Source organism: Pseudoalteromonas sp. EB27 (genome assembly GCF_001974875.1).
GTDB lineage: Bacteria > Pseudomonadota > Gammaproteobacteria > Enterobacterales > Alteromonadaceae > Pseudoalteromonas.
Genome location: NZ_MTQD01000012.1, coordinates 167,525 through 185,818 on the forward strand (window position 1 = coordinate 167,525; position 18,294 = coordinate 185,818).

Annotated in this window: 14 protein-coding genes; 9 read left to right on the forward strand and 5 right to left on the reverse strand. The window is 39.3% G+C overall.

From position 1 onward, the window contains the following. Positions 1-7: 7 nt before the first annotated feature. Genes nusB through BW142_RS14655 form a run of 4 tightly spaced genes read left to right on the forward strand, consistent with a single transcriptional unit; the run spans position 8 to position 5,045 of the window. Positions 8-418, forward strand: a complete 411-nt coding sequence (gene nusB / locus BW142_RS14640) for a transcription antitermination factor NusB (protein ID WP_024599862.1) — start codon at positions 8-10, stop codon at positions 416-418. A 45-nt stretch (positions 419-463) separates the two neighbouring features. Continuing rightward, the gene (gene thiL / locus BW142_RS14645; RefSeq protein WP_024599861.1) at positions 464-1,438 is read left to right on the forward strand and encodes a thiamine-phosphate kinase; all 975 of its coding nucleotides are present in this window, start codon (positions 464-466) and stop codon (positions 1,436-1,438) included. Beyond that, a complete protein-coding gene (locus BW142_RS14650; RefSeq protein WP_024599860.1) occupies positions 1,435-1,920 on the forward strand; it encodes a phosphatidylglycerophosphatase A in 486 nt (161 codons plus the stop codon). The genes thiL and BW142_RS14650 overlap by 4 nt, the downstream gene beginning before the upstream one ends. Positions 1,921-1,958: 38 nt before the next feature. After that, the gene (locus BW142_RS14655) at positions 1,959-5,045 is read left to right on the forward strand and encodes a ligand-binding sensor domain-containing diguanylate cyclase (RefSeq protein ID WP_024599859.1); all 3,087 of its coding nucleotides are present in this window, start codon (positions 1,959-1,961) and stop codon (positions 5,043-5,045) included. Positions 5,046-5,086: 41 nt separating this feature from the next. On the opposite strand, the gene BW142_RS14660 is transcribed toward BW142_RS14655, so the two are convergent. The 4 genes from BW142_RS14660 to BW142_RS14675 form a co-directional block, all read right to left on the reverse strand. Beyond that, positions 5,087-7,198: a hypothetical protein gene (locus BW142_RS14660; RefSeq protein ID WP_076925321.1), complete on the reverse strand. Its 2,112-nt coding sequence runs from the start codon at positions 7,196-7,198 to the stop codon at positions 5,087-5,089. Between the two features lie 198 nt (positions 7,199-7,396). Next, positions 7,397-9,259 (reverse strand): 1-deoxy-D-xylulose-5-phosphate synthase, encoded by a 1,863-nt coding sequence (gene dxs / locus BW142_RS14665; RefSeq protein ID WP_076925322.1) that lies wholly within the window; start codon positions 9,257-9,259, stop codon positions 7,397-7,399. A 106-nt stretch (positions 9,260-9,365) separates the two neighbouring features. Next, the gene (ispA, locus tag BW142_RS14670; protein ID WP_024599857.1) at positions 9,366-10,253 is read right to left on the reverse strand and encodes a (2E,6E)-farnesyl diphosphate synthase; all 888 of its coding nucleotides are present in this window, start codon (positions 10,251-10,253) and stop codon (positions 9,366-9,368) included. 2 nt (positions 10,254-10,255) lie between these two features. Beyond that, positions 10,256-10,498, reverse strand: a complete 243-nt coding sequence (locus BW142_RS14675) for an exodeoxyribonuclease VII small subunit (protein ID WP_024599856.1) — start codon at positions 10,496-10,498, stop codon at positions 10,256-10,258. Positions 10,499-10,819: 321 nt separating this feature from the next. Between BW142_RS14675 and pomA the strand changes: the two genes are divergently transcribed. The 4 genes from pomA to BW142_RS14695 all read left to right on the forward strand — a co-directional run bounded on the left by pomA (position 10,820) and on the right by BW142_RS14695 (position 15,215). Beyond that, positions 10,820-11,587 carry a flagellar motor protein PomA gene (gene pomA, locus BW142_RS14680; protein WP_024597197.1) on the forward strand — a complete coding sequence of 256 codons (768 nt, stop codon included), beginning with the start codon at positions 10,820-10,822 and terminating at the stop codon, positions 11,585-11,587. A gap of 2 nt (positions 11,588-11,589) precedes the next feature. Beyond that, positions 11,590-12,510, forward strand: coding sequence for a flagellar motor protein MotB (locus BW142_RS14685; RefSeq protein WP_076925323.1), 921 nt, complete (start codon positions 11,590-11,592; stop codon positions 12,508-12,510). A 212-nt stretch (positions 12,511-12,722) separates the two neighbouring features. Beyond that, entirely contained in the window at positions 12,723-13,229 is a 507-nt protein-coding gene (locus BW142_RS14690) for a hypothetical protein (RefSeq protein WP_024599855.1), read from the forward strand. A 45-nt stretch (positions 13,230-13,274) separates the two neighbouring features. Further along, positions 13,275-15,215, forward strand: a complete 1,941-nt coding sequence (locus BW142_RS14695) for a DNA topoisomerase III (protein WP_076925324.1) — start codon at positions 13,275-13,277, stop codon at positions 15,213-15,215. A 138-nt stretch (positions 15,216-15,353) separates the two neighbouring features. On the opposite strand, the gene BW142_RS14700 is transcribed toward BW142_RS14695, so the two are convergent. Continuing rightward, positions 15,354-16,664, reverse strand: coding sequence for an amidohydrolase (locus BW142_RS14700; RefSeq protein WP_076925325.1), 1,311 nt, complete (start codon positions 16,662-16,664; stop codon positions 15,354-15,356). A 111-nt stretch (positions 16,665-16,775) separates the two neighbouring features. On the opposite strand from BW142_RS14700, the gene BW142_RS14705 reads away from it, so the two are divergent. Then, the gene (locus BW142_RS14705; protein WP_024599840.1) at positions 16,776-17,633 is read left to right on the forward strand and encodes a tetratricopeptide repeat protein; all 858 of its coding nucleotides are present in this window, start codon (positions 16,776-16,778) and stop codon (positions 17,631-17,633) included. Positions 17,634-18,294: the final 661 nt, after the last annotated feature.

Consider the following 18,294-nt stretch of genomic DNA (forward strand, 5'->3'; position numbering starts at 1 on the left):
AATTTTTGTGAAACCAGCAGCAAGACGTAAAGCACGTATCTTAGCACTCCAAGCCGTTTATTCTTGGCAAATAAGTGGCAATCTAATTGCCGATATCGAACAACAAATGTTGATCGAAACAGACGTTACTAAAATAGATGTTGAATACTTTAAAGATTTAGCGACAGGGGTTGCTGTAAATTACAAGCAACTAGACGAAGCTGTATCGCCACATTTAACACGTCCGTTTAATGACTTAGATATGGTTGAGCGCGCAATTTTACGTTTAAGCAGCTATGAACTTAAGTTCCGTGACGATGTACCTTACAAGGTTGCTATCAACGAAGGTATTGAGCTGGCCAAAATATTTGGCGCTGAAGATAGCCATAAATTTGTAAACGGTGTACTTGATAAAGCTGTTAAGCATTTACGCAAGTAAGTAACCGTTAAAGAGGGGAGCCGGCATAGGCCGGCTTTTTTGTGTATGAAGGAATTTGAATTAATTAACCGCTACTTTAAAGGTCGCGGGATCACCCGTCGTGATGTAAACCTAGGTATAGGGGATGATTGCGCTTTAGTAACCGTTCCACAAAACTGCCAACTTGCCGTTACAACAGACACTCTTGTTGCTGGCGTACACTTTTTCGATGATATCTCCCCTCGAGCATTAGGTCACAGAGCGCTTGCTGTTAACTTAAGTGACTTAGCGGCAATGGGCGCTGAGCCAACATGGGTTTCAGTTGCGTTAACTTTGCCAAGTATTGACCCACAGTGGATTGAAGAATTTACTGAAGGCATGCATGAAATTGCAGAATACTTTAATGTGCAAATTATAGGTGGCGATACCACACAAGGTCCATTAACTATTACTATTTGTGCTAAAGGGACTGTTCCAGAAGGTACTGCACTTCGCCGTAGTGGTGCAAAAGTAGGTGATTGGATTTATGTTACGGGCCCGCTAGGTGATGCTGGACTTGCAATTGAATCTCGCAAGCAAGGTATAAATATTGAGCCAGAGCATTTAAAGTACTTAAATAAACGCTTTGACTTTCCAACACCACGAGTTGCTGCAGGGCAGGTGTTACGAGGCCTTGCATCATCCGCTATTGATGTGTCGGACGGTTTAATCGCAGATCTAAGTCATATACTAGATATGTCGCAAGTAAACGCTGTGGTGAACATTGAAAGCATTCCGACCTCAGATGCAATGCAAGCAAGCCTTGATTTTAATCAGCAGCTTCCATTTATTCTCAGTTACGGTGATGATTACGAATTAATTTTTACTGTACCTGATAGTAATAAAAGTATGTTAGATATAAAGCTGCGTCAGTATGGTGTAGATGCAACATGCATAGGCCAAATAAAAAGTGGCGATGGCCAAATTGAGCTTTTACACAACGGTGAAAAGTTTGATTTTAAGCAGCAAGGTTTTGAGCATTTTGCAAAGGAGCTGGTTTGAACAAAAACCGAAAGTTTAATTTAAAGCGTCCACATCAGTTTTTTGGTCTGGGCTTTGGTACTGGGTTAGCCCCTAAAGCCCCTGGTACATTTGGTACATTTGCTGCACTGCCATTTATTTTTATGACTATGTATTATCCACTATGGCTGCAAATTGTATTTGCTGTAGTGATCAGTATATTTGGTATATGGGCGTGTGGTAAAACAGCTGATGATTTAGGCGTACATGACCATCCTGCTATTGTATGGGATGAAGTGGCGGGTTATTACATTACAATGATTGGCGCAGCACTTAGCTGGCAAACATTACTCGTCGGTTTTTTGTTATTTCGCTTTTTTGATATAGCTAAACCGGGCCCAATCCGTATGCTAGACAAGCGAGTACATGGTGGTTTAGGTATTATGGCCGACGATATACTTGCGGGCATTTTTTCACTTATATGCTTACAGGCGTTAATAAAAGTGGGTTTACTACCCTTTTAATTTTTTATATTTTATTTGTTTAACTAGGTGGCAGCAATATGATGCGATTTTTACTGGTTTGTGTACTGATGTTGTGCGCGACACCAAGTTGGGCTTCAATTACTGATTACGTAGTTAAGCAATGGAATATAAAAGATGGTTTACCTTCGCAATCGCTTAAAAGCGTAGTACAAGACCAGCAAGGCTATATGTGGCTTGGTACTCAGTTTGGCTTAAGTCGTTTTGATGGTACAACATTTACAAACTACAATACGCAGAATAGCCCATTCTTGCCTAGTAATGGTATTAATAAACTTTTAGTCGATTCAAGTGGTTTGTTGTGGGTGGGTACTAAAAGTGGTTTAGTAGTTATTAATCCAGCCACATTTGCAGCGCAAGAGTTTAATATTAAAGGTCCAGTAAGAGATATTCTTGAGGACTCTAAAGGCAGCATATGGATTGCAGCCAATGGTTTGTACTATGTAGATAGAGGGCAAGTTGATTTACGCACTCAAGTAAATGGACCCCTACCTATTGTAAATGCTACCGTAATTACCCAAATTGTTGGCTCTGTTAGCCAAATGGCACTCTCTCCTGAAGGTATTTGGCTGGTTAACGATCGTCATTTATTACGCCTTACAAAAAATTCATCTGATTTTTCTAAACTACGTTTAGAACTTACCGCTAAAATATCGTTACCAGAGCGCTTAGCGCAAACCATAGTGCACGATTTATCATTCTTAAATGGTAATTTGTATATAGCCTCTGAGCTAGGTGCATACTTTTTAGATTTAGATGACGAACTAAGACCTTTTCCTTTACCTAATGCAAATAACTCAGCCGTTTATAAGTTTATGAGTGATACCGATGGTGGGTTGTGGGTCTCAACTTACGGGCGGTTATTGTTCAGAGATAAAACTGGTGAGTGGCAATGGGTAGAGCCAAGCCAACTTGATCAAAGCATATGGTTTGCTGATATTTTTAGAGATGATAAAAATAACGTTTGGTTAGCAAGTTTTAGTGAAGGCTTATGGCTTGCCCACGAAGGGCGAGTAGAAAGGCATTCAGCAGTTTCAAATATGACCGAATCTGTTATGGCTATTAGCCAAGCTCCCGATGGAAAACTGTGGGTTGCTAACAAAAGTGGCATTGGTTATTTCGATTTAGATAAAAGTTTTATTAATTTAGTTCCAAGTAGTAAATATGGATACGCGTCAGTACACGATCTCCAATTTGACGGTGAGCGATTATATATAGCCACGGGGCGCGGCTTATTTGTTTTTGAAAACAAGACACTCTATACCGTGCCTGGTCGAGCGCTTCGCGATAACCCGGTATTTGCAATAAGTCGCTCTAGTAAAGGCGGTTTTTGGATTGGTACAGGACGTGGTTTATACCGATTAAATTATGCTGGTTTAACACCTTTTGCATATAACGCTTTTTTAGGTAGTAAGTTTATTACCTACGTATTGGATAAAACAAATTTTGGTGTGATTGGTACTAGTAAAGGCGCATATTACTTTACAGACCGTGGCATTGAAAAAATTGGTGACCAAACAACGCTTGAAAGTGCATACGTAACTAGCGTGCTACATATAGATGGCGTGGGTATTTTAATTGGCTCTCTTAACGATGGGCTTTTTTACAGAAGTACACAAGGGCAGTGGCGCCAACTCGATGCAGCTAACGGTTTACCGTATGGCTCTATATTCAGCCTAGAATATGATGAAAAGTTAAAACATGTTTGGGTAAGCACCATGAAAGGTGTTTACAGAATGCCTGTAGCGCAATTTAAAACAGAGATAAAAAGCTTAAAAGTTGAAGAAGTAATTTCATCTTTTGACCGCCAACTCGATGGTAAAGCGAATCAATGTTGTAGTGGACTAGGGCATGATGCAGTAGCTGACACTGGCAATTCTATTTGGTATCCAAGCTTACAAGGTGTTGTTGAAATCCCTAAAAATGTAGAGCTATTTGGCGTGCTGGCATTAAAGCCAACAATTGAAACAATAACAACACCACTTCGTCATTTAACCACCGCTGCACTTGGTAAAAAACCATCATTAGAGACAGACGAACGTGATATAACGCTTACTTACACTGCTATTGATTACTATGCACCAAACAGTATTGAATTTAGATATAAACTAAGTGGCTTAGATAGTGACTGGCGCTATGCTAATACTCGACGTGAAGCTATTTATACTAACTTACCTCCAGGTTCGTTTTTGTTTCAATTAGAAGCAAAACGCCAGGGTGAAGACTGGGCTAAAGCACAAGAAGTAGAATACGGTTTTGTAGTGCCTGAGCGCTTTGATGAAACCATTTACTTTAGGCTTTTAATTACTAGTGGCTTTATTTTACTTTTTTATCTCATTTTTTGGGTGTTTAGAGCGCAAGAGCGCAGAAAACAAGAAGCATTGGAAGGCTTGATCACCGAGCGTACTTTAGAGCTTCGTCAAGCTAATGATAAATTAGGCCAAGTGAATTCACAGCTTAAATTAGTTAGTCACTCAGATGAGCTAACAGGGCTTCGTAGTCGTCGCTTTTTGTTTGATCAACTCCCTAAAGATATTGAACACTTTCAACGTAATTCACAATCGCTGCAGGCACAAGGCAAGTCACTGGTGCTGGTAATTATTAACTTTGATAACTTCAGTCGTATTAACGATGCCTACGGCCCAATTGCTGGTGATAGCTGCTTACAACAAATGGCTGCATTATTAAATTCACGTACGCAGGGCTCTGACTATGTGGCGCGTTGGAGTGGTGATGAGTTTTTACTATTATTACGTGACTTCAAATGCAATAAAATAGACAGCTACGCAGCGGATCTTTGTAAAGTAATCGCGGCTAATTCATTCCAATTACCAAATGGAAAAACAACTAATATTACAGCTTCAATTGGATGGTCATTCTATCCGTTACCACTTCTAGGTGGGCAGGTAATTAGTTGGGAGACATCTATTAACCTAGCGGATATTTCACTGCACCAAGTAAAAAAACGCGGTGGTGATGGTGTTGCAAACATTACGTTTGATGATCAGCTTGATGCATTTGAGTTTGAACAAAACTCTAATGTTGATCAACAATTGGGTATTTTACAAAGTAACGGCTTGGCAGACATAAAGGTGTGGATGCGATAATGCCCGACCAATGTTATTGGTCAGGCATGGTGAGGTTAACTCTATTTGTTAAGCCAAGCTGGTAATACTGCAACCGATTCTGGTGCTGTAAATGCTGCGCTTGCATCGGCACTAATATCACCGCCTACACTACTTAAAATATTATTAAAACGCATAACCACATTGTTAGACTTTTCAGCTACATATAAATCAGAACCGCTATACATAATATCAACAGGGTTTCCTAAAAGAGTATTTGGACCGCTAATAGTCGTGCTTATATTTACTAGCCCAGATGCCGTAGCTACATTATTCAGCACGTATATCTTCCCATCATCAGCAACTGCAGCGCTACCAACATCAGAGAGTATTAACGAGCCACTTAGCGAGTCGTAGTCTATGCCGTGTATGTTGCTTGGCGCTTCTACTGCAGTACCTGCATTTGCAGGAGTGATTAATCTGTCTTCTGTAGCAATATTAGTAGTGCCTGCCATTAGCTTGTTTTTAACTTCGTCAAATACAGCAACGGTTCCATTTGTCAAAGCAACAAAAGCACGATCAGTTGTTGCATCGTAATCTACGTCCCAAGGACGAGCATCATTTGCAAAAGTAAGCGTCATTAATGGGCTTGCATCTCCTGTGGTACAAGTTGAAAATATCGAAATACTTGGAGTATCTGCATTGTTCTCTGCAACTAAAATCATGCCACTATCAGAAGCTACATCAAGACCTTTAGGAGATATAAGACCGGTATTAACACCGTTAATAAGACTATCTTGGCTAGTGCTATATGTTTGCCCATCTCTGTTTATTGCGACTTTATTTGAAATAACAATTCCGCCAATAGAGGTTGTACTGTTATCAAAGGTTGCATAGCTATTTCCTGCTTTATCAAATGCAACACTTTCGATAGTTTGACTCGCATTATAGCTGCCAAGTGTTGTAGTCAGTTGTGAGCTTAAGCGGCTAATGTGACCTGTTGTTTCACCAGGAGTACCCGGATTACTGCTTACAGCAACACCTAGAAGCGCCATGTTAACTTTATCACTATCTGAAATGTCAGCCATTTCATTTTGCATACCCAGTTTAGTAATTGACTCAGGCTTTATTGTTGAGGTGACTAAATCGGGAGTAATATCACCGCTTTCACCAGCAAAAATATTACTAAAAATAAGTACAGCATCATTCGATTTTTCAGCTACACGTAAGTCGCTTCCTTCAAGGCTAATGTCTACTGGGTTACCAAGCATTGTAGCTGGACCTGCGATACTGCGTGCAACGCTCACAGCACCATCAGCAGCAGAAGCATTATTTATAACAAACAGTGAACCGTCGGTAGCGTCAGATGCACTCCCTACATCAGATAAAACAAGTTTATTAGTATTTGAGTCATAAACAATACCGTGAATATTCACAGAAATTTGCACGCCATCATTATTACTCGGAGTAATAGTGCGGCTTGGCATTGCAGCAAATTCACCACCAACAAAATTATCGTAAACGGCTACATCGCCATTAGTAAGTGCGACATAAAGGCGGTCGTTTGATTCATCGTAATCAACGTCCCACGGTGCAGCTTCTGTAATGGTTGTTCCTAAAGGCATTGCATCCCCCGCGGCTGTAGCGCCAAAAGTCGTTACTTGCATAGCGCCAAAGTCAGCAATAAAAATAAGGCCACTTTTTTGTGCTATAGCAATCCCTTTAGGATTTACTAGCGTAGTATTTGTACCTGTTATTTCACGATCTGTATTTGCTGTAAAGGTTGCACCGTCAGAACGGTTTGCAAACTGACAAATGGTTTTAATACTGCCACTTTCGCTGTCGCTTGCTTGTAATAAATTACCTAGGCTATCAAATGCGACACCTTCATTAGCTGTTGTATTAAAAGTTTTTAGTTTAGAGGCATTTTGGTTAATTAAGTCGATGGTGCCTGCATTAGCTTCGCCGTTGTTTGCCAAAATAAATGTGGCTGCTGCAAAACCAGGGTTTCCATTTGTACCGTCGGACCCGTTTTGCCCATCAGTGCCTGCAACACCATCTACGCCATTTTCTCCGTCGTCTGAGCTACAGCCTGTAATACCAATTAATACTGCAAGTGTTAAAGCTGAAAAACTAAGCGTGTGTTTAAATGTATTTTTTTGTGCTGAATGAGTTGTTAAATTAGCTTTATTCATCATTTTTACCTTTTAAATATTCCATCAAATTTAGGTAAATAACGCGCTTGCTTATAAGGCGTAGACTAAGCGGCACTGATTATTTACATGTTAACCTCATAGTAACAACGGATCGAAATTTAAACTGGATGCAAAAAAGTAATAATAAAAACAAAAAAGGAGCCAATCGGCTCCTTTTTATTAAACTAAGTAAATAACTTAAGCGATAAACGACTTAATTGAACTTAAAATACCTTGCTCGCCTAATCCCATTTCATTGTGCATTTCATCTTGGGTGCCGTGTTTAATAAACTCATCAGGAATACCTAAGTTAAGGATATTAATATTAGCTTTTAGCGTTGCTAAAAATTCGTTAACTGCAGAGCCGGCACCGCCAGTAATAGCATTATCTTCAAGCGTAACAATTACATCGTGGTTAGTTGCAAGCTCATTTAAAAGTGCAGTATCAAGTGGTTTAATAAAACGCATATTAACAAGCGTTGCATCTAATTCATCTGCAGCAAGCTGTGCATTTTCAAGTAATGTACCGAACGATAAAATGGCAATTTTACTGCCTTTCTTAATTGTATCCGCCTTACCTATTTCAAGCAGTTGCATAGTGCTTTCAATGTCTGCAGTACCTGCACTACCTCGAGGGTAACGAACTGCAACAGGGCAGTTTGCTTTATAACCGGTGTATAGCATTTGGCGGCATTCGTTGGTATCGCTTGGTGCCATAATTATCATATTTGGAATGCAGCGCATAAAGCTTAAATCGTACGCACCTTGATGAGTTTCACCATCGGCTCCAACAATACCTGCGCGGTCAATGGCAAATAATACAGGTAAGTTTTGCAGTGCAACATCATGTATTAATTGGTCATACGCACGTTGTAAAAAGCTTGAGTAAATAGCAACAACAGGTTTTAAACCTTCACAGGCAAAACCAGCAGCTAAAGTAACAGCATGCTGCTCTGCAATGGCCACATCAAAATATTGCTCTGGAAACTCTTTAGAAAAACGTACCATGCCTGAACCTTCACGCATTGCAGGCGTGATAGCCATTAACTTGCTGTCTTGTTCGGCCATATCGCATAACCAATCGCCGAATACTTTTGAAAAAGTAGCAGCACTAGGTTTAGATTTAGGCAGGCTAGTTGTGCTCGGATCGAATTTTGGTACACCATGGTAGCCAATTGGATCGGCTTCAGCCGGTTTGTAACCCTTACCTTTTTGCGTTTTTATATGTAAAAGCTGTGGACCTTTTAAATTACGCATATTACGTAATGTATCTACAAGCATGTTTACATCGTGGCCATCAATGGGGCCAATGTAATTTAGGCCTAATTCTTCAAAGAAGGTACCCGGGATCATCATACCTTTAATGTGCTCTTCCATTTTACTGGCAAGTTGCTTTACCGGAGGCACACCTGAGAGTAACTTTTTACTACCTTCACGAATGTTTGTATAAAAGCTACCTGATAAAATTCGAGCAAAGTGATTTGTTAATGCGCCAACATTTTCAGAAATCGACATTTCGTTATCATTTAAAATAATAAGCATGTCTGATTTTACATCACCTAAATGATTCATTGCTTCAAATGCCATGCCTGCGGTTATAGCTCCGTCACCAATAATGGCTACAGACTTTCGACCTTTACCTTCTTTTTGTGCGGCAATAGACATACCTAAAGCAGCTGAAATAGAGGTGCTCGAATGGCCTACGCTAAACGTATCGTATTGGCTTTCATCACGAAAAGGAAAAGGGTGCAAACCGTCTTTTTGGCGAATAGTGTGCATTTGGTCGCGACGACCAGTAAGGATTTTATGCGGATAAGCTTGATGACCCACATCCCAAACTAGGCGATCATCTGGAGTGTTATAAACATAATGCAGCGCAACGGTTAGTTCAACCGTCCCTAAACCAGAAGCTAGATGACCGCTACTTTGCGATACTGAGTTGAGTAAATAATCGCGCAGCTCATTGCTAAATGCAGGGAGTTTGTCTTGCGCTAAGTCGCGCAATTGGGCTGGCTCGTCAACCAAATTAAGTAATGGATACTTGCTACTATCAAGTGTCATGGTTTTATTTATATCCTTCGCTAACATTAATTTGATTCAAAGCTATTACGAATAATTAATGTTGGGTAATAATGTCAGTGCTAATTGCAATACGTATGAGCAAAAATTAGTGGTCACGCTCAATTAGATAATTTGCTAGCGACGCAAGAAGTGTTGTGTCAGCATCTATATTTGCCAACGCTTCATGGGCTTGTTGTATTAAATTCTGCGCCTTTACTTTAGCGCCTAGCATACCTAATAACGCCGGATATGTCGCTTTATTCGCGGCAATATCGGAGCCTTGCGGCTTACCTAAAGTAACCGTATCGCCTTCAACATCTAAAATGTCGTCGTGTACTTGAAATGCTAGCCCTATAGCATACCCAAAAACACTTAAATTTTCTAAGGTTTGTTGATCTGCCTTTTCACTGCACAGTGCACCAAGTGTAATTGCGCAATTAATTAGAGCCCCGGTTTTTAGTTTATGTATTCGCTCAAGCTCTTGTACGGTAATTACTTTATCCGTTGCAGCTATATCGAGGCCTTGTCCGCCAACCATACCTTGTAGACCTGATGCTTGGGCTAATTGTGCAATCATTTTTACTTGTGTTTGTGATGAGCATTCAAATTTGTGATTTGCGATAAGCTCAAAGGCAAGAGTTTGTAGAGCATCACCGGCTAAAATTGCGTTTGCCTCGCCAAATTCTATGTGGCAAGTAGGGCGTCCGCGACGTAAATCGTCATCGTCCATTGCAGGTAAGTCGTCATGAACTAACGAATAGCTATGAATGCACTCAATTGCAGCAGCAAGTACGTTTAAGTCTTGTTGGTTTGCGCCTAGCATTTTACCTGTGGCATAAACTAAAAATGGACGTAATCTTTTACCCCCATTAAATAATCCATACTGGGTGGCGTTCTTTACAGTTTCTTCTGTATCGAGAGGCTGTTTAAAATGCAGTTGTAAAGTTGCTACTACATCTTTTTGAGCACGTTCAATATGATTTTTTATGCTCACAGCTATTCCATATCACTATCAAAATTTGTAAGTACTGACTTTTCGCCATTCCCCATCAAAATTGATACTTTTTGCTCTGCTTGCTGTAATTTCCCTGATGAAGCACTTGCTAATGCAATTCCACGCTCAAATTGCTTTAACGATTGCTCAAGCGATAAGTCACCTTGTTCCATGTCACTAACGATTGTAGATAATTCTTCTAGTGCTTGTTCGAAACTTAAGTTTTCAGGTTTTTTAGTCGCCATCTTTATTTCAGCTTACATAATAAATTTAGGGGTCAATTTTAGGGGGAATGCTAAACTAGGTCAAAGGATGATATTGGTTTTTTACCTTTATCACGTTAAATTATATTTCAAGTGCATTAATAAAGCCTTAATAGCGGTCTGTTGATTTAATAAATCAATTGATAATTAGGTAGCCTCTATAACTTGATCTAAGATAGTGCTAAAGGCTGCTTTTTATGTTTATTTATAAAAATGGCTTAAGCAATTCAATATGTTGCCGATAAGCAGTTAATAATAAAAGTTTATGATAAGGCCATTAAGCATGAAACTTCTGGAGGAAATGTGGATTTAGCAACCATAATTGGGATCCTAGGCGCAATTGGCTTAATTGTCATGTCTATGTTTATGAGTAGTAGCGGCGAAATGGCTATGTTTGCCGATGCCCCTTCAAGTGTAATTGTATTTGGTGGTTCGCTCTTTATTGTTTTATCAAACTTCACCATGTCGCAATTTTTGGGGATAGGTAAAGTTGTTGCTAAAGCGTTTATGTTTAAAATTGAAACGCCAGAAGAACTTATTGAAAAAGCTGTAGAGCTTGCTGATTCAGCTCGTAAAGGAGGCTTTTTAGCACTCGAAGAAGCTGAAATCCCAAATCCATTTATGCGCAAAGGCGTCGACATGCTTGTTGACGGACATGATGCAGATGTAGTTCGCGCTACACTTCAAAAAGATATTTCTCTAACCACGACTCGCCATGAAATGGGCGCAGGTTTATTTAAGTCATTAGCCGATATAGCACCAGCAATGGGAATGATTGGCACCCTAATCGGCTTAGTTGCAATGTTATCTAACATGGATGACCCAAAAGCAATTGGCCCGGCAATGGCGGTAGCACTATTAACAACTTTATATGGCGCGTTTTTAGCTAATGTTGTAGCAATCCCAATTCAGGTAAAACTTGAACTGCGTAAAGACGAAGAAGCTATGAATCAACGTTTAATTTTAGATGCTATTTTAGGTATTCAAGATGGTCAAAATCCAAAAGTAATCGAAGGTATTTTGAAAAATTACTTAGCTGAATCTAAGCGCAAAGTAGATACCGAGGAGTAACTATGTCTGATCAAGAGTGCAAATGTCCACCACCAGGCTTACCTGCATGGATGGGAACTTTTGCCGATTTAATGTCATTATTAATGTGCTTCTTTGTACTCTTGCTTGCGTTTTCAGAAATGGATGTACTTAAATTTAAACAAATAGCAGGCTCAATGAAGTTTGCTTTTGGTGTACAGAATAAAATTGAAGTAAAAGATATCCCCAAAGGCACATCTGTTATTGCCATGGAGTTTACCCCAGGCAAACCAGAACCAACCCCAATAGAAACCATTCAGCAACAAACTGTAGAAATGACCCAGCAAATGCTTGAATTTCAAGCAGGTGATGAAAGCTCCGCTGGTGGTAGGCAAGAGCAGCGAGGAGATAAACGAGGGGGGGAATCTCGTAGCACATCGCAAGAACAATCGTCAGAGCAAGCAACTTCAGCTGCCGAGCAGGAACAAACTAACGAGCTTGTTAAAAAAATAGCGCAGCAGCTTGAAAAGCAAATAATCGATGGCGCAATTGAGCTTGAGTCTTTAGGGCAGCAAATAATTATTCGTATTAGAGAGAATGGTTCATTTCCTTCGGGTAGTGCATTTTTACAACCAAAGTTTAAACCTATTATTCAAGATATTGGTGTGCTGTTAAAAGATGTACCTGGCGAAATTACTGTATCTGGCCATACCGACGATTTTCAGGTATCGAATGAGCTATATATTAATAATTGGGATTTATCGTCAAAGCGTGCTGTAGCAGTAGCAAGCGAACTGCAAACAGTGCAAGGGTTTGATAAAAATCGGATGATGGTAGTAGGGCGCGCTGATACTCGTCCACTTGTTCCAAACGATTCAAATGAAGATCGCCGAAGAAACCGTCGAGTAGAAATATCAATCCTGCAAGGTAAGGCTAAAGAGTCTGCTCCTATTGATGTGCGCTAAGTTATTGCTTGTGTTATATTTCACTATGTTTGTTTTGATTTAAGGTACTTAATTGCCTTAAGTATCTTGGCAATTTCATCATTTTAGCTTACAGTACATTTCCTTAACATATGTAATGGAGTGCCTGTGAAAATAATCAATAAATATTGCGACATGCCGGGTAATGGTGATGGTACTGATGACGATAAAAAAACAAAATAGGGCAGAGTATTTTGCCTGAATGGTTTTTATATATTGTTAGTATTTTAAGCAAAAGCTGGGTTTTAATGCTAAGTCCGGCTATTTTTATATTTTTTGTATTTAAAGATCGCCTAGCCTTTCGATTTGTATTACTTACCGCAGCTTTTTTCCTCTTTGGTAACCTAACTGCTTCAAGCCTACGAGCGTTTGATGACATTTATATTTATCGTTATTTAGTTTGGGCGATCACAGATATTATTTGGATGGCACTTATAGCTTACTGGGGTATAAAGGATAAAGTTTATTTATGGCAATGTGTTATTGGGCAACTAGTTGTTATTGGCGCACCTATATTACAACTATTCCGATTAGTTGATCGCCATTTGTGGGATTTAGCTTACAGTACCGTTATTTATCAGACCCTAATGCCATTTATCAATATTGCCACGGTGGTTGTATGCTATTTACCTTTAATTATCCTTTTCACTAAGCAAGGTAGTGTAAGGTCAAAAATAGAAAACTCCCCACCTTCAAAATAGCTATGCTAAACTACTGTTTATATAAACAGTGAGTGAGCGACTCCCATGAAACTCTACATTGCAGAAAAACCATCACTAGGCAGAGCAATTGCTGATGCCTTACCAAAACCACATAAAAAACATGATGGTTATATAGAAGTCGCTAATGGCGATTGTGTATCGTGGTGTATTGGGCATTTGCTAGAACAAGCAGAACCCGATGACTATGATGAGCGCTTTAAAAAATGGCAGTTTGAACACTTACCTATAATACCTGAACAGTGGAAGTTAAAAGCCAAAACCAAAACTCGCAAACAGCTCACTGTTTTAAAAAAATTAATTAAACAGGCCTCGCAACTTATTCACGCTGGCGATCCAGACCGTGAAGGCCAGCTACTAGTCGATCAAGTAATAGAAGAAGCCAAAATAAGTCAGGCTAAAAAGCAGAGTACGCAACGTTTACTCATTAGTGATTTAAATTTGTCCGCAGTAAAAAAATCACTGGGTACTATGCGTTCTAATCGAGATTTTATTCCGTTAAGTGTATCTGCTTTAGCGCGCTCCCGTGCTGATTGGCTATTTGGTATGAATTTAACGCGTGCATATACGTTAGCAGGGCAAAAAGCAGGGTTTGGTAATGTACTTTCGGTAGGGCGAGTACAAACCCCTATTCTAGGTCTTGTTGTTAATAGAGATAACGAAATAGCACACTTTGTGTCTAAGCCTTTTTATGATGTATTAGCGCATTTGCTTACTCCAGATAATCAACCTTTCGCTGCTAAGTGGATCCCTAGTAAAGCATGTGAGCCACACCAAGATGAAGAAGGGCGAATACTTAATAAAGCACTTGCAGAAAATGTTGCATCACGTATTACAAAGCAAAATGCTGAGCTTACGGCACTTGAGCAAAAACAAAAAAAGCAAAGTGCTCCATTACCTTATAATTTATCTGCTCTGCAAATAGATGCAGCTAAAGCATTTGGCATGCCTGCTCAAAAAGTGTTAGATATTTGCCAAATACTTTATGAACGACATAAATTAATAACTTACCCGCGTTCAGATAATCGTTATTTACCCAAAGATCACCATCAAGAAGCATCCGCTATTTTTAAGGCAATAATTGCTAATGGTGGTCAAAGTAGTGAATTAGTAAATGGGGCTGATTTAAAAAAGCGTAGTAAATGTTTTAACGATTCAAAAGTGGCTGCGCATCATGCCATTGTGCCAACAGCTAAACAGTTAAAGTCAGCGAGTTTGAGCGGTGACGAAGCGAAGGTATATCAATTAATAAGCCGTCATTACTTAATTCAGTTTTATCCCGACTATATATATAACGAAACTAAAGCAGAGATAACAATTGCTGGCGGATTATTTAAAGCAAATGCAAAACAAGATGTAAGCTTAGGCTTTAAGGTATTAATGGGTAAGTCTGAATTAAAAGATGAAGCTACGTTACCTCCTTTAACAAAAGGTATGTCTCTTTTTTGTGAGCAAGGCGAAGTAGTCGAAAAGCATACATCACCCCCTGCTTATTTTACCGATGCTACATTATTGGCTGCGATGACGGGCATTAGCCGTTACGTTAAAGATCCACAAATTAAAAAAGTATTAAAAGACACAGATGGTTTAGGTACGGAGGCAACACGTGCGGGAATAATTGAGTTGCTATTTAAACGGCGTTTTTTAAAGCGTGAAGGTAAGTCAATTAGAGCGACCGAAACAGGGCTTGCACTTATTAGCGTATTACCGCAAGGTTTAGCGAGTCCTGATTTAACCGCAAAGTGGGAATCGAGTTTAGGTGATATTGCGCAGCAAGTAATGAGTTATCAGCAATTTTTGCAACCGTTACTGGCTGATCTAAATGGGTTTGTACAATTAGCAGCAAACTGTGATAACAATGCATTTGCAAGGTTGCCAAAAACCTCACCTAAAAAACGTTTTGCTAAACGAGGTGGAAAAGCGACCTTTAAAAAGTCGAGTTATAAAAAAAGCTCTGTTGCTAGTTAACTACAGAGCTATTTTATTAAACGATATTGCTTAATGTTGAATTGGTATTACTTAACCTGACTGGCCTATTGCAAATAGTTCAACGCAGTTAGCGCTGAAAATAGCTGCTTGAGATAGATTTATTATCCAGAATTTAGGTTACTTATTAAATAAACCAACAGCAGCGTTACTCATTGCTTTTATTCCGGTAGGAATGGCAACTTTGTAATCTGGTGCAAATTTACTAGAGTGTAGGGAAGGGAGTACTTCACCTGTTTTTATCGAATCTGCATATTGTGCTTGGTTTACGCCTCCTAGCCAAAATAAGGTAATAGGGATATTTTCATCGGTGCGTCCGTATAGGCCAAAATCTTCACCCGCCATTACAGCTTGTGTTTCAAGCACATTAGTATCACCAATTGCGCTGGCAATAGAGTGTCTAACAATATCTGTCTGTGCAGGGTTATTATAAGTAGATGGAATAGATTCATCTTCATGTACATATACTACAGGGTAGTTTGATTCATCCAATCCAGAGCTTTGTGCAATACCTGCCGTGATTCGTTTTATTGCTGCTATTTGAGCATTTCTAACATTTGGGTTATAGCTTCTGAGAGTAAGTTGTAGTTTTACTTCATCCGAAATCACATTATGTTTTGAGCCACCATGAATAGACCCCACTGTAATAACAGAAGGCTCAAGCGGTGAAAGTTCTCGGCTTGTGATTGTTTGCAGAGCAAGTACTGTGCGTGCAGCTATAATCACAGGGTCTATAGTTGTATGCGGATAAGCACCATGACCACCTTTACCTTTTATTGTAATATCAACAGAATCTACACTTGCCATAGTGTATTCATTTTTCATTGATACCTTACCAGCGGGGACGCTAGCACTTACATGCAAAGCAATTATATGATCAGGTTTTTCATATTTACTAAATAGCCCTTCATTTAACATAGCTTTAGCACCCCCACCAACTTCTTCGGCAGGCTGTGCAACCATCATCAAAGTGCCTTTCCATTGAGCTTTGTGTACTATTAATTGCTCAGCAGTACCAATAAAAGAGCTCATATGAATATCGTGGCCACAACCGTGCATTACACCTACTTTCGCACCATGCTCGTCTATTACTTTAACTTTTGAGGCATAGGACTTTCCTGTCTGCTCTATAATAGGTAAACCATCGGTGTCAGTACGGATCATCACGGTTGGACCGTTTCCGTTTTTGTAAATGCCGACAACACCAAAGCCACCTACATTACTTGTTACTTTAAAACCCAGCTGAGTTAATTTATTCGCTATTTTTTTACCTGTTTCTTGTTCGTGATAAGAAAGCTCTGGCGATTGGTGTAAATCGAGGTAAAACTTTTCTATAGCTGGCATGGTTTTGCCTAAATTCAAATCGAGTCCATTTGCCTGTACAAATGGACTTGCTAATAAAAGTGCTGCACTTAGGTAAGTTAATTTCATGTTTTCCCTCATTGTTGAATATGTATACCGAGTGATTTAGGTATATGACTTGTAATTATTATGTTCACCACCATATAAAAACCTAAATAGATGAATATGGCAATCAATTCAATGAGCAACATAGTTAGTATTAATGCGCAAAACCTTCAACAAGTACTCGGTGAAACATCACAGCAAAAATTGGTGTTGCTTAACTTTTTCTCCCCTCAAAGTCCTGACTGCATCGGACAAGCTGCAATTTTAGATAAAGTAGCGGCTGAATATGCAAGCTATATAGTAGTAGCAAACCTAGATTGCGATACAGAGCAAGCACTCGCTTCTCAACTTGCGCAACAAGTTGGTCTCCAAACACTGCCTACGCTTGTATTATTAAAAGACTCTGCACCAGTAGATTTGCTTGCAGGTGTTCAAAGTGAGGCACAAATACGCGAAGCCCTAGCAAAGCATTTACCTGCGCAACAAGACTTACTGTTAGAGCAAGCAAAACAGGCGTTATTAAAGTCAGATTTAAATGCTGCATTTAATTATGCAAAGCAAGCTTATGAAATAGACAGCGGTAATGCACGCATCAAATTAGTACTTGCAGACATATGTATTCAAATTCACAAGGTAGATGAAGCACAAGCGCTTATCAATACTATAGATGCACAAGAGCAAGATGCTTACTTTAATAATATAAAAGCAAAATGCGAAGCTGCGCTTGAAGCAAAAGACTCACCAGAGATTAAAGAAAAGCAACAACAAGTAGAAAAGTACCCAAATGACCTAGAATTAAAAGAAGAGCTCAGTATTTTACTCAATGAAGCAGGCAGAAAAGAAGAAGCATTGGATATACTATTTACAGTGCTGCAAAAAGATCTGAATTTCAATGAAGCAAAACTAAGCTTTTTAGCCATTATTGCTTCTTTACCCGATGGTGATGCCCTCGCAGCAAAATATCGTCGCAAGTTATATAGTATTTTATATTAGATTTTTATACCTATTACTTTTAAGAAGCACCTACATAAGGTGCTTTTTGCATTTTTAGGGTTTTAATTAAAAGCTTTAGCAATGTTTAACTATGTAAAAGTAAGAGTTATCAACAGCATTTTGTGGGTAACTTGTGCTTATCGTGTGTGCTTGCTTGGGGCTTAATTTTAATTACTATTTTGTGTAAATAACGCTTGCGTAAAATTCGCCGCTCCCTATAATGCGACCCCACTGAGACGGGAAACGCCAACGCATAGCGAGGCAGGAACAACTCAGAGAGTTAAATAAAACTTCGGTTTTAAATCTTCCAAAAAGAAAGTTTAAAACAAAGTGTTGACTCGAAAAATAAAGGGTGTATTATTCGCATCCCTTGAGGCGCTAAAGCGACTCAAAACGTTCTTTAACAATATAAAGCAATCATCTGTGTGGGCACTCGTACAGATTGAGTTCTAACAGCCAAGCTACTTAGGTAGCGAGGCAAACAAATTAGAGTCTCAATTGAAAACTGAGTGACCAACAGAATAGTTATTTCGGTAATTATTCGGCACAGTCAATTCAATATCGAAAGATATTAAAATAAATTCAGAATTCATTGAGCTGTCGAAAGACATAAAACTTTTTAATTGAAGAGTTTGATCATGGCTCAGATTGAACGCTGGCG

Bases quoted from the DNA above. Each gene is read 5' to 3' on its own strand.
- BW142_RS14695 (WP_076925324.1), top strand. From the start codon at position 13,275: ATGAAACTCTACATTGCAGAAAAACCATCACTAGGCAGAGCAATTGCT.
- BW142_RS14660 (WP_076925321.1), bottom strand. From the start codon at position 7,198: ATGAATAAAGCTAATTTAACAACTCATTCAGCACAAAAAAATACATTT.
- BW142_RS14675 (WP_024599856.1), bottom strand. From the start codon at position 10,498: ATGGCGACTAAAAAACCTGAAAACTTAAGTTTCGAACAAGCACTAGAA.
- BW142_RS14655 (WP_024599859.1), top strand. From the start codon at position 1,959: ATGATGCGATTTTTACTGGTTTGTGTACTGATGTTGTGCGCGACACCA.
- dxs (WP_076925322.1), bottom strand. From the start codon at position 9,259: ATGACACTTGATAGTAGCAAGTATCCATTACTTAATTTGGTTGACGAG.
- BW142_RS14705 (WP_024599840.1), top strand. From the start codon at position 16,776: ATGAGCAACATAGTTAGTATTAATGCGCAAAACCTTCAACAAGTACTC.
- thiL (WP_024599861.1), top strand. From the start codon at position 464: ATGAAGGAATTTGAATTAATTAACCGCTACTTTAAAGGTCGCGGGATC.
- BW142_RS14700 (WP_076925325.1), bottom strand. From the start codon at position 16,664: ATGAAATTAACTTACCTAAGTGCAGCACTTTTATTAGCAAGTCCATTT.
- BW142_RS14685 (WP_076925323.1), top strand. From the start codon at position 11,590: ATGTCTGATCAAGAGTGCAAATGTCCACCACCAGGCTTACCTGCATGG.